This window comes from Marinoscillum furvescens DSM 4134 (assembly GCF_003386095.1).
Lineage (GTDB): Bacteria > Bacteroidota > Bacteroidia > Cytophagales > Cyclobacteriaceae > Marinoscillum > Marinoscillum furvescens.
On the sequence record NZ_QREG01000023.1, the window covers coordinates 48,724 to 64,392 of the forward strand.

A 15,669-nucleotide genomic window follows, 5' to 3' on the forward strand; every position below is an offset into this window, starting at 1 on the left:
ACGACTAGTTCTGATTATCTTTCCATTGCCATAAAGGTAAGTCATGGACATTATAGAAAACGTCAAGGAAGGGATAAATTCCATTAAAGCCAATAAACTCCGAACAATCCTTACAGCTGCGATAATAGCTATAGGTATTACTTCACTTGTAGGTATTCTTACTGCCATAGAGGGTATCCAGTCGTCGATCAACGACAGCTTTTCCAATTTGGGTGCCAATACTTTTGATATAGAAAGCAAAAGAGCCAACCGCGGCTCCAGAGATGGGAAAACCGCCAAAGTCTTTCCTCCACTGACTTATGACAACTTATTGAGGTTTAAGGAAAAATTTACAGCTGGCCAAGTCAGCATCAATGCAGCTGTGACATGGACTGCTGAAGTTACCTATGCTTCACAAAAATCCAACCCAAACATAAGAGTCCAGGGTGGAGACTATGACTACCTGGTAGTAGATGGGTATGATATATCGGAGGGCAGGTCTTTTTCTCAGGCTGAAGTAACTAATGGAGCAATGGTGGTAATCATTGGTTCAGAAGTGAAAAAGTCCTTGTTTGCCAATGATGAAAATCCGATAGGCAAAGAAATTAAGTTTTTGGGTGGCAAGTTTAAAGTCATTGGCATGCTGGGCACACAGGGAGGGTCCGGTGGTGATGACAGTATCGATAGGATGTGCCTGGTGCCTACGCTTACAGCGAGGAAACTGGCTGCGGGCAGACGGCTCAACTATGAAGTTACTGTAGCTGTAAACGACCCTGAAAAAATGGATGCTGCTACAGGACTCGCCACGGGTTTGATGCGAGCCATTCGAAGGGATCCGGTGAAATCTGAAAGTTCGTTTGAAGTAAAAGTAAACCAATCCTTAGCGGAAAGGCTGGGAGAAATTACAGGCTATTTGCGAATTGGTGGTTTTACTATCGGGTTTATTACGTTACTGGGAGCCTCTATAGGTTTGATGAATATAATGCTCGTATCAGTGACCGAGCGCACACGAGAAATAGGAGTGCGAAAAGCACTTGGAGCTACTCCTCTAAAAATCAGGCAGCAGTTTCTTATTGAAGCATTGGTAATCTGCCAGATGGGTGGATTGGGCGGCATTGTCTTGGGTATAGCCATTGGCAATCTCACCTCAGGCTTGATTAGTGATGGAGGGTTTGTGATCCCTTGGGTATGGATCATTTTCGGTGTAGTTGTTGGCATGATTGTAGGATTGATTTCCGGATATCTGCCAGCCTACAAGGCTTCTAAGCTAGACCCTATCGACTCACTTCGTTTTGAATAAATTACTACTTCTTACGGTTACAATGCTCATGTTGTGGACGGCATGTACACCAAAAATATATACAGATCAGAAGTTTTTTACCTGCGCTAAAGAAGAGTTCGAATCTTCCAACTCAGATAAAAGTCAACTCTTCAAGGCAGTACTACACCATGCACTATTGGAAGAAAAAGACTTGCCTGGCTACGAGTCTTTAGCTGATCCGAATCGGGTTTACGTTCTAGACTTGATGTATCAAACGTCCCCAACGAGTGACTCACCAGAAATGACTCGAGTGACTACTTCCGAGCTGCCCTCCAGTGTAGGTGAGGTCGTCTTTTGTGTGAAAAGTAAAAGAGAGCTTCAAGAAATCGCCGATCGGGCAGGAGCTTTCATGTATCTGATTTTAGGAGTAGTAGAGCTCACCGAACAGAATGCAGTAGTAGCTATAGAAAGCCAATGGCAAACCAGCAGGTTAGATCCACTTGCCATTGCCGATGGTGGTGGCTATACTTGCCGATTCATCCAAAAAGATGACCAATGGACTTTTGATAAAAAATTGGACAGTTGGTCTATGTAATCTTAATCGTACATGTCAGACATTACCCAAAAACTAGAGCAAACCATCCGTGACATCCCTGATTTCCCAAAACCGGGAATTGTTTTTAAAGACATTACTCCGGTATTGGCTAACCCGGAGATAAGTAAAGCGGTAAGCGAAGCTTTTCTAAATTATTGGAAAAAGGCGCAGATCGATGTGATTGTGGGCATCGAATCACGGGGGTTTATGTATGGACTTCCGCTTGCTCAGGGTTTAGATGTACCTTTTGTGCCTGTACGAAAAGTGGGTAAGCTACCATATACTACCATCAGGCATAGCTATGATTTGGAGTATGGGTCGGCTGAAGTAGAAATTCATACTGATGCCATTGCTCCCGGGCAACGAGTATTAATACACGATGACCTCTTGGCCACAGGTGGAACAGCTGCTGCGGCCGCTGAGCTCATTCGGAAAATTGGAGGTGAAGTGGTGGGGTATTCCTTTTTGGTGGAGCTGGCTTTTCTAAACGGTAGAGCAAAGCTTGCTGATAAGGAGGTGCATGCTCTTGTTACCTATTCTTAGGTTTTACTGGATAATTCGGATTTCCTTTACCCGGTCTAGTGCATCAAACCTTACTGATAGCCTTTTGGCTATACAGTCATCATCAGCTATCAACGAATAGTAGAAGAATTTCTGATTGCGATTGTACAGTTCATGTTCTGTAGGCTGGCCTAAAAGTGTTTTGATTTCAGCCTGGCCTTCTCCCAGGAGTTTTTCTTGCTGACTCACGAGCAACTCCGCATGAGACAGCCTATTGTCTTTACAGGTAAGTTTTGAATGCTCCCACGAGGCTGCATCAAACCCATCGATCTCAGGAGTGCTATAACAAGCGGAAAGGAATACAAGCATCAGTGGAAAAATACGATTCATCAGTGTGGTATACTCTGTTTGATAGTAGGTGCCGGAGCACGCGAAATTAGGTAGAAGGCAACTAATGAACCAATACTCAGAACAATAGTTGGGATGAAAAAATAGGGAGAAGGGGAAATAGCGTAAACTAATATTCCACATGCTACTAATCGCAGATACTCTAGTGCTTGCCATTTACTCTGTTCCAATAGAACTCCGAACTGAGCCACGGACCAAATAATGAACCCTCCAAACGTAAGCTGCTGAACGATATTCATTTGATCACGGGTAAAAAGAAAAATGGAGGTAATACCGAGAATGGCTATAAATTGAAAAAAGAGATACACCTGCAAATGACGCCAGGTGTTCGCATTAAATTTTTGATAAGTATCAGAATTCGGTTCTTCAACTTGAATGGGGCCTCCAAGTATTTCTGGTCTCCATCCGGGTTTGTAAAACGTCACTTTTAGCTTATTGAAAAAACCTGGTGTTTCGCGAAGCTGACGAGCCATATCTAAATAATGTTGCAGGTTAGCTCTTATTGGGTTCCAGGTGTTGATGGGTTTGGTAATGCCATAAGTGGGGCGTTCTTCCTCTTCTTGAAAGGTCCCAAAAATCCGATCCCAAATGATCAGTGATCCCGCATGGTTTTTATCAATGTATTTGGGGTTTTTGCCATGATGTACCCGGTGGTGTGACGGTGTATTAAATATCCACTCAATCGGTTTAGGCAACTTCCCAATGGTTTCTGTATGAATCCAAAATTGATATACTGTATTGAGTGCCGAGACCAGGAGAAAGTCCAGGGTGTTAAAGCCCAAAATGGCTAGAGGAAGGTAGAACCAAAACGTCCACAAAGCTTGAAAAGACCCTTGGCGTAATGCTACAGAAAAGTTGTAGTCTTCGCTCTGGTGGTGCACTACATGACCACCCCAAAACAAGTTGACTTCATGACTCATTCGGTGCCCCCAATAGTAACAAAAATCAACGCCAAGAATCAGGAGTAGCCAGTACCACCATGAATTGGGTAGGTGAAACACCGCCAAATATTCGAATGCCATCTGATAAACTCCTACCATGGCAACCTTAATAAACGCCCCGGTTATTTGCTGGGTGATCCCACATGAAATATTCGTCATGGCGTCATTTAGCCGGTAGATCTGCCTCTTACGAACGAGCTGAATCATCAGCTCAATGGCTATTAGGGTAAAGTATAGGGGTATACTTAAAATAATGGGGTCAATGTTCATACCCTTAAAAATAGGAAATCCTTTAGCCAATCGAATTATTCTTCGACAAGCTCACTAAGGTTTTCTTCCAATTGTTTTAGGTAAGGACCAAAAGCTTTTTTGTTGAGGTAGCGAGCCAGGAAATAACCAACCACTGTACTAACAAGGATCACCACACCAAAAATAATCCAGGACTTTGTGCTGTTTAATATGGGTTGCTCTCCAGCCATCCACTGAAACCCCAGTAAAAATCCACTTGCAGCGCAGACGGGGTATAGGCATAATGCCACGTGTTCCTCGTACCGCAATACCTTTTCAATACGCTTCTTGTAGTTTTTGACACTTGTACGTACGTTTTGTGTCATGTCGATTCCTGCTTTGAGGATTCGATATTCTTGAAAAAGTAAAATGGATCCACTCACATATGCAGCAAAAAGAATAATGAGGAGATACTGGGACACCACAGGCATAGCTATAGGGATGATAGCTCCAAAGACCAACGCGAACGCTATAGCGAAATAGGCCTTGGAACGTATGCCGCGTAGCAGTTTTTCCATAGGAGCAGAGGAGCGTTTTACTGCATTTCCATGGATTACATCACTTGTTTGCTTCTCAGCGTCAGCATTTGCGATGTTTACTTCTTTCCATAGGTCTTTCAATTCGTCCATGTGCATTCCTTTAGTTTCTTTGATAGCTGCTGTTTTATTCTGTGAAGTTTTACTCCTACATTATTAGGAGTCATTCCCAGTATTTCGGCTATTTCGCCATTGTCAAAGTCTTCCAGGTGCAGCGTAATGATCGTTTTATTGATGTCTGAAAGCTGCCGAATAGCTCGCATCAGCAGTTCGGCTCGATCACTGGATTCTGTGGGAGTGTAGCGTAGATTTTTTTGTGCTTCCAGAGAGGATAGGGGTGGTTTCAGTTTTCTCCGGTAGGTGAGGGCGGTATTGAGAGCCACCCGATAGAGCCATGTACTAAACTTGGAAGCACCCTTAAACTTATCAACTGCACGCCACGCCTGGAGCTGAATTTCCTGTGTAAGATCCTCCCGGTCAATAGGATCATCACAATACAGGTATACAATCTTTTGAATGATGCCCAGATGCTGTTGTATATGGTGGATAAATTCTTGTTCAGTCAAAGGTGAATGTGGTTAGAGTGACCTACTTTTGCTCTCATTAGTAGAGTCTGGTCTTCAAATATTACACCCCGGAGCATAATTATGGTAAAAGTTGTCAACTTTTTGAAATTCCTGTCCATTGTTCTTTTTTTAGGTATTCTCCTCATGGTTTATGCCTATTTGCCTGTTCAGGTTAGTCTGGAAACGGCACCTGGGGGTTACCAGCTCCATAAAGAAACTTTCTTCTATTACACGATCACTGGATTTATAGTCATCAACATCGTGTTGCTGGCATTTCAAAAGCTCAATGAAAAGCGGCTTTCGGGCGATCCCCTCAAAGCATGGATGAGAGGCTTAGGCTTTGTGGTAAACATATACCTTACACTGATAATCGGTTTCATCGGTGTGATCAATAACACCACTCATCTGGACCCGGCAAGTTTTGCATACCTCAATTACCTGGGGCCGTTTCTATTGGTCGCCTGGTTTGTAGGATTATTTTATTTGGTTTTTTCTAAGCGGTAAAACTCACTGAATAGCAGTTTATTAAGGAGGATGATTTCAATCAAAATCCTAAGTTATCAGTGTTTTTAACACGTTTTGAAATCTGAATTTTTGTATAAATTCCGATTTTAGTTTGGTTTAAGACAGTTTCAATCTACTCGAATTGACTTAAAAAGTATGGCGGACGTTCAATACAACGAAGACAGTATTAAATCACTAGACTGGAAGGAGCACATCAGGCTCCGACCGGGTATGTACATTGGTAAGTTAGGTGATGGATCTGCGCATGATGATGGTATCTATGTACTCGTAAAGGAGATAATAGACAACTCCATAGATGAACATATGATGGGACATGGCAAAACCATTCACATCAAAGTGACAGACAGAAGGGTAGAAGTACGTGACTATGGACGTGGAATTCCGCTGGGTAAAGTGGTGGACTGTGTGAGTAAAATCAATACGGGTGGTAAGTATGACTCTGGAGCCTTTCAAAAGTCTGTAGGCTTGAATGGAGTCGGTACCAAAGCTGTAAACGCACTGAGTAATTACTTCAAAGTGCAATCTTATAGAGATGGTGAAACCAAAGCCGCAGAGTTTGAACAGGGAGAGCTTATCAATGATGCTAAGATTGAGAAAACCTCTGAGCGCAATGGTACTGCCACCATTTTTGAGCCGGATGAATCGGTGTTTAAGAATTACCATTTCCGTCCAGAATTTTTAGAAAACCTGCTGTGGAATTACGCTTTCCTAAATGCAGGTCTTACCATCAACTTTAATGGCAAGAAGTACCATTCAGAAAATGGGTTGCTTGATTTGCTTCAGCGAAAAACAGACGAAGAAGCATTAAGGTATCCAATTATCCATTTGAAAGGTAACGATATCGAGGTGGCTCTTACTCATGCCAATCAATATGGCGAGGAGTATTATTCCTTTGTGAATGGCCAGCACACCACCCAGGGAGGAACACACCTGGCGGCACTGCGTGAGTCTATTGTAAAGACACTTCGTGACTTCTATGGCAAAAACTTCGATGCGGCTGATGTGCGAGCATCGATTGTAGGAGCCATCGCAGTAAGAGTACAAGAGCCAGTATTCGAAAGTCAGACAAAAACTAAGTTGGGGTCACAGAATGTAGCTCCGGACGGACCTACCATGCGTACCTTCGTCAATGACTTCATTAAAACTGAGCTAGATAACTTTCTGCACAGAAATAGCGATACAGCCGATGCGCTCTTAAAACGTATTTTACAGTCAGAGAGAGAGCGAAAAGAGATTGCAGGGATTAAAAAACTAGCTAACGAACGTGCCAAAAAAGCAAACCTGCACAATAAAAAATTACGCGACTGCCGTATTCATTACAACGATAAGCGTGGTAAAGAAGAGGTGCTCGACAAAACGATGATTTTCATCACAGAGGGGGACAGTGCTAGTGGATCTATTACCAAGTCACGTGATGTGCAGACTCAGGCTGTTTTTAGTTTAAGAGGCAAGCCGTTCAACTGTTTTGGGCAAACCAAGAAGGTGGTATATGAAAATGAAGAGTTTAACCTACTGCAACACGCTCTGAACATAGAAGATGGATTGGAAGGGCTTCGCTATAGAAAAATAGTGATTGCTACCGACGCAGATGTAGACGGAATGCACATCCGCCTATTGATGCTCACCTATTTTCTGCAGTTCTTTCCTGAGTTGGTTCGTAACAACCATGTTTACATACTGGAGACACCGCTCTTTAGAGTGAGGAACAAAAAAGAAACCATCTATTGTTACAGTGAGCAGGAGCGACGCGATGCTATTGCCAGGTTGGGCGGTAAACCAGAAATCACTCGATTTAAAGGCTTGGGTGAAATCTCGCCAGAAGAGTTTGGCGGCTTTATCGGAGATGATATCCGTTTAGAGCCAGTGATTCTGCAAAAGGACACGAAAATCAAAGATTTGCTCAGGTTCTACATGGGTAAAAACACCCCTGATCGTCAGGAATTTATCATTGACAGGCTGAGAATCGAAAAGGATCTGATAGACGAAGATCTGCAGAAGCAAGTAGTAGCCTGATATTGATGAAAACGACCCAATTATATGTAGCATGTTTTGTCTTGATGGCAGGCTTATGGTCCTGTTCGGATGGAGGAGATGAGACACCCAAGCCGGAAGAGAGTCCGTCTACTTTGGTAGCGGATGAAAGCTTTGGTACCTGGAGAAGTGGTGATCTTCGTGGATTTATAGGTTTTTCTGGTCTTGATATCAGCAGTGAGGCGATGACGCATGACGTCAACCTTTTCAAGGTGAGGTATACTACTATGTACCAAAACCAGGAGATTGAAGCTTCTACATTGGTGATCTTGCCAGCAAATGAGGAAGGTGAAAATGAAGCATTTTCAGTGTTTAGTTTTCAGCATGGTACGATAGCTTCAGATGCTGAGGCACCTACCAATCAAGCCATCAACAGCCAAACCAATATTTTCTTGTCGTCACTTGCCAGTACAGGACAAGTAGTGGTAGTACCAGATCTGATCGGATTTGGGGCTTCGGCCGATTACGTGCACCCTTACTATGTGGAAGAACTCACAGCCACGGCTACCATAGATGCCATCTACGCTGCTCGCGAGTTGGCCACAGCCAATGACTTGGCATTGGATGGAGAGCTATACCTTGGAGGTTATTCGCAGGGAGGCTATTCTACCATGGCCACTCATAAGCATATAGAAGAAAAAGGCGTCAGTTTTTTTGAGTTGAAAGCTTCGTTTCCATCCTCTGGAGGGTATGATGTGAAGGCATTTCAAGAGTACTTCTTTGGGTTAGAGACCTACCATCAGCCGTTCTACATGGCTTTTGTAGCGTACGGTTATGCAGAAGCATATGGTTGGTCAGATGCATTACCAAAGCTTTTCAACGAACCTTACGCTTCTAAAATCCCTCAGTTATTTGACGGGTCACAAAGTGGCGGGCTTATCAATAAGGAATTAAACGATACACTCAGCGTCTTTTTAACAGCCGATATTCTGGCCAATATTGATAATTACCCGGATTTCAAGGATGCACTTGTAGCCAATAGCCTTACCGACTGGACACCCACGATCCCTATGTATATGTATCATGGCGATGCAGACATTACTGTTCCTTTTGAAAACAGTCAATTGACGTATGATCAACTGATCGCTAATGGCGCATCGAAGGAGGTAGTAACCTTTACGGCCTTCGAAGGAGCTACGCATGGCACAGGAGTATCGCCTTACATTGAGGCTTTCATAGAAGTGCTTTTAAAACTCGAAACCCAATAATAACCCCCATGAATAAAATCATTACTGTTTTTTGTCTAAGTCTACTAATGGTGTTCGGTGCCCTGGCACAGTACAACAAAGAGAATCCTCTCACTCATACCTATTCCATTGTGGCGTATGATAAAACCTCAGGAGACATAGGTGTGGCTGTTCAGTCTCATTGGTTTTCTGTAGGCACAGTAGTGACCTGGGCGGAAGCGGGAGTAGGGGCAATTGCCACACAGTCATTTTCCAATCCAGCTTTTGGGCCTCAGGGACTTGCCTTACTAAAAACAGGTCTGAATGCCGAGCAAACGCTCGCTGCACTCATCGCTAGTGATGAAGGAGAAGCCTATCGGCAAGTAGGTGTGATCGATGCTTCCGGACTGGCTGCATCTCATACTGGAAGTAAAAACATTCCAGCTGCTGGCCATCTGGTAGGTGAAGGGTATGCCGTTCAAGCCAATTTAATGGAAAAAGAAACCGTTTGGCCTGCAATGGCTCGTGCATTTGAAGACTCTGAAGGCAAGCCACTCGCTGAGCGACTTATATTAGCGCTGGAAGCTGCTCAACGTGAAGGTGGAGATATCCGGGGAAAGCAATCAGCTGCAGTATTGGTAGTTTCGGGTAAATCCACGGGAAAGCCCTGGATAGACCGTAAGGTGGATTTGCGGGTAGATGACCATGCTGAACCGCTTCTGGAGATTCGCAGATTGTGGAAAGTACACCAGGCCTACGAATTCATGAACCAGGGAGATCATGCGGTAGAGGCCGGTGATTTTGAAAAGGCAGGTAAACTTTATGAGCGAGCAGAGCAGATGTTTCCGGACAACCTGGAAATGCAGTACTGGCACGCCATCAACCTCGCCAATATTGGGGAAATGGAAAAAGCTCTCCCAATGTTTAAAAGCATTTTTAAAAAGGACTCTAAGTGGAAAACACTTACCCCCAGACTGCTGGACAATGGAGTGTTAACCGTGGGTGAAGAGGACTTAAAGAAGATATTGAAACAATAAGACGTTTTATTTTTAGCACTTAAAACTTAAAGCACAAGAGTACATGAGTGAGGAAAACGGAAGAAACGACGAAGAACTACATGGATCAACGGCCGTTTCGGGAATGTACGAAAACTGGTTTTTGGACTATGCTTCTTACGTAATAATGGAGCGGGCGGTGCCTGCTATAGAGGATGGTTTGAAACCTGTACAGCGTAGGATATTGCATGCGCTGAAAGAGATGGATGATGGCCGGTTTAACAAAGTGGCCAATATCATTGGTAGCACGATGCAGTACCACCCTCATGGGGATGCGTCCATTGCGGATGCCATTGTAAACCTTGGTCAAAAAAACCTACTGATCGAAACGCAAGGTAACTGGGGCGATGTGCGCACCGGTGATAGTGCTGCAGCGCCAAGGTATATCGAAGCCCGGCTGTCCAAGTTTGCATTGGAAGTAGTGTACAACCCTCAGACCACCGAATGGCAGCTTTCTTACGATGGCCGAAAAAAGGAGCCCGTTACATTTCCAGTAAAATTTCCGTTGTTGTTGGCTCAGGGAGTGGAAGGAATCGCCGTAGGTTTGTCCACCAAAATTATGCCTCACAACTTTTGTGAGATTTTGCAAGGTGCCATCAATACCCTGAAAGGTAAAAAGGTGACACTGTACCCTGATTTTCAGACCGGTGGCAAAATAGACATCACTGATTATAACGATGGAAAGCGCGGTGGTAAAGTAAGAATTCGAGCTAAAATTGAGGAGCTGGATCCTAAAACGCTTGTAATTAAGGATATACCCTATGGCACCACGACTAGTTCATTGATCGAGTCCATCATCAAGGCCAATGACAAAGGGAAGATCAAGATCAAAAAAGTAATCGACAATACGGCCAAGGACATAGAAGTTCTGGTACAGTTGGCACCCAATACCTCACCGGACATCACCATTGATGCACTGTATGCTTTCACAGACTGTGAGGTATCCATTTCACCAAATGCGTGTGTAATTCACGAGGAAAAACCTCAATTCCTTGGTGCAAGTGATCTCCTAAAACATTCTGTAGACCAGACTGTAGACTTACTAAGACAAGAGCTGGAAATCAAGCGTGGCGAATTGATGGAGAAAATACTCTTTTCGTCACTTGAGAAAATCTTTATCGAAAACCGTATCTACCGGGATATAGAAGAATGTGAAACCTGGGAGGCAGTACTCGAAACCATCGATAAAGGGCTAGATCCCTATAAGCCACAGTTTTACAGAGAAATCACTCAGGAAGATATTATCCGACTTACTGAGATCAGAATCAAGCGAATTTCTAAGTTTGATACTTTCAAGGCAGATGAACTGATGCGTAAGCTCGAGGAAGAGCTAAAAGAAACAGAGTACCATCTGGAGCATCTTACTGACTTTGCTATAGCTTATTACCAAAACCTGTTGGATAAATATGGTAAAGGCCGTGAGCGAAAAACGGAAATCGCGAATTTTGACACTATTTCTGCATCGGTCGTAGCTGCAAATAATGCGAAACTCTATGTAAACCGTACTGATGGCTTTATAGGTTATGGCCTCAAGAAAGACGAATTTGTTTGTGACTGCTCGGACATTGATGATATCATCGTTTTCAGAAAAGATGGTGTTTGTCAGGTCACGCGGATTCAAGACAAGGTATTTGTAGGGAAAAACATCATACATGTAGGCGTCTTTAAAAAAGGCGATGAACGCATGACCTACAATATGTGCTACGTAGATTCCAAATCTGGACGTACCATGATCAAGCGATTTCAAGTATTGTCGGTGACAAGAGATCGTGAATATGACCTTACCAAAGGAGGAAAAGGATCAAAAGTGCTCTACTTTAGCGCCAATCCAAATGGGGAAGCCGAAACCATAACTGTATACCTTACTGCTGCCAGTAAAGCACGAAAGAAAGTCTTTGATTTTGAGTTTGCTGACATTGAGATAAAAGGCCGAGGTGCAGGAGGGAATATTCTTACTAAATATCCAGTGCGTAAAATACAGTTTAAGGCTGCAGGGGTGTCTACACTCGGTGGATTGGATATGTGGTATGACGAAGTAGTAGGACGTCTAAACACAGATGAAAGAGGTAATTACCTAGGCAACTTTAAGCCTGAGGATCAGATCATCGTGTTTTATAAGGACGGTAGCTATGAGCTAACCAGCTTTGAAATCACCAATCGTTATGAGCCTTCGCAGGTCCTTGCACTGCAGAAGTTTGAGCCAGAACAGCCAGTAAATGCGATTCACTATGATGGAGACAATAAAACCTACTATGTGAAACGTTTCATGGTGGAAACGTCTACTCAAAACAAGCGATTTTCCTTTGTGACAGAATCGAAAAGTTCTAAGCTAGTCTTTGCGAGTAATACGGCGGCTACAAGAGCTAAGGTCACTTATAAAGAGGGGCGTAGCAAGAGTACCACAGAGATGGATCTTTCTGAAATCGTGGATGTAAAAGGGTGGAAGGCCATAGGAAATAAATGTCCGGTTCAGAATGTGCAAGAAGCACAATTGATCGTAGAAGAACCCAAGAAGGAGGCCGAAGTAGATATTGAAGGGCTAAAAGACTCTATCAAAAGTGAAGTAGAAGAAGAAGAGAATCAGTTAGGTTTATTTGGTGGAGGGAAAAAAGAAGACAATCCTTCATAACCTGGAAATCTTATAAGATCACAGCATGCGGGTGCTTTGGAAAGTGACCAAATATATGGTTTTGTTTGGAGGGATTTTGGCAGGACTCATCTTGTCAATCAACTTTTGGATTGTTTCATCCACGCAGGACCAGATATACTATCAGACAGAATCAGTGCCTCCCAAAAGGGTGGCACTGCTTTTAGGTACCAGTAAGCGCACTACCAAAGGTGGCACCAATAAGTACTTTGCCGAAAGAATAGCAGCAGCAGCAGACCTTTATCACCGCGGAGTAATCTCTCACATCATCGTAAGTGGTGACAACAATACGGTCTATTACAACGAGCCACGTGATATGCTCAAAGCGCTATCAGAGAAAGGCGTGCCTCAGGAAGACATTACGATGGACTATGCAGGATTTAGAACACTCGACTCTGTGGTTCGCTGCAAGTTAGTGTTTGGACAAAACGAAGTGATGATTATCACTCAGGATTTCCATTGTTACCGAGCATTGTTTATTGCTAATCACTACCAAATGAACGCTGTGGCCTTTTCAGCAGACAATAAAGACCAACTCCCCTGGACACTAGCATTGCGAGAGGTTCTAGCACGAACCAATAGTGTGCTTGACTTATACGTTTTTGATAAAAAACCGAAGTTTCTGGGAGAAGGAGAGGACCTGACTATAGACTGAAAAAAGCCCTCATTTCACTTACCGCTGCTGTGCATTCAGACTCCATTTCCAGGATCATATCCATATTGGCCGTTTCTGGCTCGTTCTGAATTCGAATTGCCGTATCCAATGTCTTCAGGCTAAGCATTTGTAAAGATGGTTTGAGCTGATGGGCCAGTTTTCTGGCTTGGTCCAGATCACCTGCATTCCAGGTTTCTTTCAGTTCACTGAGAATTTTTCCTGAATTCGACTCAAAAGTCAAAATAAACTCCTCAATAAACGCCTTATCCCCGTCACTGATCGAATTGAGATACGATAAATCCATAGGTTAAAATTATATTACTGACATATAGAATGCCAATGAAGCTACTTTTTATTTCTATTGTATTCGTATCAGTACTGCTGATCATTCTGGGAGTGATTTGGGCATCCGGACCAGCTGAACGAATAACTGCTCCGAATCGCTTGCAGGAGTACCCTGCAATTCAGCGACTGGAGTCAAAAGACACTTTTTCCGTGCTTACATACAATGTAGGATATTTCTCTGGCATGACGAACAATTTGCCATTGGAGCGCAGTGAGGCATTTTTTAAAGAAAACCTCGAAAGCGGTTTGAAAACATTATGGACCATAAAGCCTGACATACTGGGACTACAGGAAGTTGATTTTGGCTCCAGCCGATCATTTAATTACAATCAGCAAGACACTATTGCCGTCAGGTTGGGGTATAAATATGCCTACCAGTCGATAAACTGGAATAAGCGCTACGTACCTTTTCCATATTGGCCTCCGAGCCTTCAATTTGGACGACTCTTGTCTGGTCAGTCTATCATTAGTCATTATCAGATAAACCCGATTCATACCATAACCCTTCAACGCCCGGAAAACCAGCATTTTTTTAGGGATAAGTTTTATATCGACCGGCTACTGCAAATCGCTGAAGTAAAGCTGGGAAACCATCTGGTAGTGGTCATGAATGTACATATGGAAGCTTATGACCAGGCTACGCGGGTAGATCAGGCTGCGCAAGTGCTGGAGGTGTATGAAAAGTATGCGAGTTCTTCACCCGTGTTACTAATTGGAGATTTCAACAGTGCTTTTGATAGCGAGGATGCTATGGAGCTAATTATGAAAGGCAGTCACATAGCGTCAGCCCTGCTTCCGGATCAGAGCAACCACACTTACAGTTCATTAAAGCCGGAAGAGCAAATTGACCACATTCTTTACAATTCAAATTTCATTGAAAAAGTCTCAGCAGAAGTAGTGTCAACGGCAGGACAGGTTTCTGATCATTTACCTGTGGTAATGAACTTTAAGTTTGTGAAATAATTGACAAAAAAAATTGAGTGATAAACACCCAATTTTTACTATTTTCGAGCGACTATCTAAAACTATAGATCATGATCGAAGAATTCGAAAACCTACGGGAAGATGAAATAGAGGTGTTGGTAAATGCACCAGTGCATGTGGCTATTCTGATTGCTGGAGCTGATGGCAACATTGATAAATCAGAGCGCAAAGAAGCGATAGAAGTGGCTCGCAGTAAGCAAAGCAGAGCACGTGAACAATTAGTAGATTATTACAAGCTTGTGGGGGAGTCGTTTGAGGAGAAGTTTAATAGTATGATCGATAGCTTGCCAGAAGATGCCGAGGAGCGAAACAAGGCGATTACAGCAGAGCTTCGAAAGCTCAACTTCATTTTACCGAAAGTAGATAAAAACTTTGCAGTAAAGCTGTATGCTTCTTTGAAAGATCTGGCTAAAAAAATAGCAGAAGCATCAGGAGGTATACTGGGATACCTGTCAGTAAGCTACGAAGAAGCCAAGCTGATAGAATTGAAGATGATCAACGATCCTAACGCATAAAGCGAATTAATTATAAAGTAAAAGCTGCCACTGGCAGCTTTTTTTGTTTTCAGGCATTTGTCGGCAAACGATTTGACGTTAGATTCGTTTTTCCTTCATACCAAAAGCAGATTCATTGTATCGCAGTAGTGTCATTCCTCCTTTACGACTGGTGTTTCTCATGTGGCTAGCATACACTTTACAAATGTATTCTGGTGTAGACCTTGGTTTTTTAGGAGTGAACCCAAGAACACTCTCAGGGCTGATAGGAGTGATTACCGCGCCGTTGATTCACGGCTCACTTCAGCACCTCGTTTCCAATACTTTTCCTGTGCTTTTTTTAGGTGCTACCCTGTATTTATTCTATGATCGAATAGCACCACAGGTCTTTTTTCAATGCTACTTACTTACCAACCTGCTGGTTTGGATATTTGGTAGGCCATACTACCACATAGGGGCAAGTGGCCTGGTGTATGCTCTGGCTGGTTTTTTAATTTCTTTCGGGATTTTTCGTAGGCGATTTCGTGCCATTTTTATTTCCCTGGTCATTCTGCTGCTCTATGGAGGGATGATTTATGGTATTCTGCCACAAGATTCTTACATCAGCTGGGAGTCGCATTTATTGGGTTTTATAGTAGGGGTAGGTAGTGCTTTTGGGATGTCTAGAATCAGGAGGGTGGCGAATTAGATAA

General features: G+C 43.2%; 17 protein-coding genes. 12 read left to right on the plus strand and 5 right to left on the minus strand.

From position 1 onward, the window contains the following. The first annotated feature begins 43 nt into the window (after positions 1-43). Genes C7460_RS19335 through C7460_RS19345 form a run of 3 tightly spaced genes read left to right on the plus strand, consistent with a single transcriptional unit; the run spans position 44 to position 2,378 of the window. Entirely contained in the window at positions 44-1,279 is a 1,236-nt protein-coding gene (locus C7460_RS19335) for an ABC transporter permease (RefSeq protein WP_115869783.1), read from the plus strand. Continuing rightward, positions 1,272-1,835, plus strand: coding sequence for a hypothetical protein (locus C7460_RS19340; RefSeq protein WP_147303028.1), 564 nt, complete (start codon positions 1,272-1,274; stop codon positions 1,833-1,835). Before C7460_RS19335 ends, C7460_RS19340 begins: the two co-directional genes overlap by 8 nt. 12 nt (positions 1,836-1,847) lie before the next feature. Further along, positions 1,848-2,378 (plus strand): adenine phosphoribosyltransferase, encoded by a 531-nt coding sequence (locus tag C7460_RS19345; protein ID WP_115869785.1) that lies wholly within the window; start codon positions 1,848-1,850, stop codon positions 2,376-2,378. A gap of 3 nt (positions 2,379-2,381) precedes the next feature. On the opposite strand, the gene C7460_RS19350 is transcribed toward C7460_RS19345, so the two are convergent. The 4 genes from C7460_RS19350 to C7460_RS19365 are packed head-to-tail and all read right to left on the minus strand — an operon-like array spanning position 2,382 to position 5,075. Next, on the minus strand, positions 2,382-2,726 hold the full coding sequence (locus C7460_RS19350) for a hypothetical protein (RefSeq protein ID WP_147303029.1): 345 nt from the start codon (positions 2,724-2,726) through the stop codon (positions 2,382-2,384). After that, positions 2,726-3,955: a sterol desaturase family protein gene (locus C7460_RS19355; protein WP_115869787.1), complete on the minus strand. Its 1,230-nt coding sequence runs from the start codon at positions 3,953-3,955 to the stop codon at positions 2,726-2,728. Before C7460_RS19355 ends, C7460_RS19350 begins: the two co-directional genes overlap by 1 nt. Positions 3,956-3,990: 35 nt before the next feature. Continuing rightward, a complete protein-coding gene (locus C7460_RS19360) occupies positions 3,991-4,602 on the minus strand; it encodes a hypothetical protein (protein WP_115869788.1) in 612 nt (203 codons plus the stop codon). Continuing rightward, positions 4,590-5,075, minus strand: coding sequence for an RNA polymerase sigma factor (locus C7460_RS19365; protein ID WP_115869789.1), 486 nt, complete (start codon positions 5,073-5,075; stop codon positions 4,590-4,592). The genes C7460_RS19360 and C7460_RS19365 overlap by 13 nt, the downstream gene beginning before the upstream one ends. Before the next feature lie 81 nt (positions 5,076-5,156). Here C7460_RS19365 and C7460_RS19370 point away from each other — a divergent pair, with 81 nt between their 5' ends. The 6 genes from C7460_RS19370 (at position 5,157) to C7460_RS19395 (ending at position 13,154) form a co-directional block, all read left to right on the plus strand. Then, the gene (locus tag C7460_RS19370; RefSeq protein WP_115869790.1) at positions 5,157-5,579 is read left to right on the plus strand and encodes a hypothetical protein; all 423 of its coding nucleotides are present in this window, start codon (positions 5,157-5,159) and stop codon (positions 5,577-5,579) included. A gap of 156 nt (positions 5,580-5,735) precedes the next feature. Continuing rightward, positions 5,736-7,613 carry a DNA topoisomerase IV subunit B gene (locus C7460_RS19375; RefSeq protein ID WP_115869791.1) on the plus strand — a complete coding sequence of 626 codons (1,878 nt, stop codon included), beginning with the start codon at positions 5,736-5,738 and terminating at the stop codon, positions 7,611-7,613. Between the two features lie 5 nt (positions 7,614-7,618). Beyond that, a complete protein-coding gene (locus C7460_RS19380; RefSeq protein WP_115869792.1) occupies positions 7,619-8,839 on the plus strand; it encodes an alpha/beta hydrolase family protein in 1,221 nt (406 codons plus the stop codon). An 8-nt stretch (positions 8,840-8,847) separates the two neighbouring features. After that, the gene (locus C7460_RS19385; protein WP_115869793.1) at positions 8,848-9,834 is read left to right on the plus strand and encodes a DUF1028 domain-containing protein; all 987 of its coding nucleotides are present in this window, start codon (positions 8,848-8,850) and stop codon (positions 9,832-9,834) included. 43 nt (positions 9,835-9,877) lie between these two features. Beyond that, positions 9,878-12,481, plus strand: a complete 2,604-nt coding sequence (locus C7460_RS19390; protein WP_115869794.1) for a DNA gyrase/topoisomerase IV subunit A — start codon at positions 9,878-9,880, stop codon at positions 12,479-12,481. A gap of 25 nt (positions 12,482-12,506) precedes the next feature. Then, entirely contained in the window at positions 12,507-13,154 is a 648-nt protein-coding gene (locus C7460_RS19395) for a SanA/YdcF family protein (RefSeq protein WP_245986485.1), read from the plus strand. Here the strand turns inward: C7460_RS19395 and C7460_RS19400 are convergent. Then, on the minus strand, positions 13,144-13,458 hold the full coding sequence (locus tag C7460_RS19400; RefSeq protein WP_115869796.1) for an Hpt domain-containing protein: 315 nt from the start codon (positions 13,456-13,458) through the stop codon (positions 13,144-13,146). The genes C7460_RS19395 and C7460_RS19400 overlap by 11 nt on opposite strands. A gap of 35 nt (positions 13,459-13,493) precedes the next feature. Between C7460_RS19400 and C7460_RS19405 the strand changes: the two genes are divergently transcribed. From C7460_RS19405 to C7460_RS19415, 3 genes are all read left to right on the plus strand, one after another. Continuing rightward, positions 13,494-14,462 carry an endonuclease/exonuclease/phosphatase family protein gene (locus C7460_RS19405; protein WP_170148108.1) on the plus strand — a complete coding sequence of 323 codons (969 nt, stop codon included), beginning with the start codon at positions 13,494-13,496 and terminating at the stop codon, positions 14,460-14,462. Between the two features lie 71 nt (positions 14,463-14,533). Beyond that, positions 14,534-14,998, plus strand: coding sequence for a hypothetical protein (locus tag C7460_RS19410; RefSeq protein ID WP_115869798.1), 465 nt, complete (start codon positions 14,534-14,536; stop codon positions 14,996-14,998). A gap of 160 nt (positions 14,999-15,158) precedes the next feature. Then, positions 15,159-15,665 carry a rhomboid family intramembrane serine protease gene (locus tag C7460_RS19415; protein WP_115869799.1) on the plus strand — a complete coding sequence of 169 codons (507 nt, stop codon included), beginning with the start codon at positions 15,159-15,161 and terminating at the stop codon, positions 15,663-15,665. Positions 15,666-15,669: the final 4 nt, after the last annotated feature.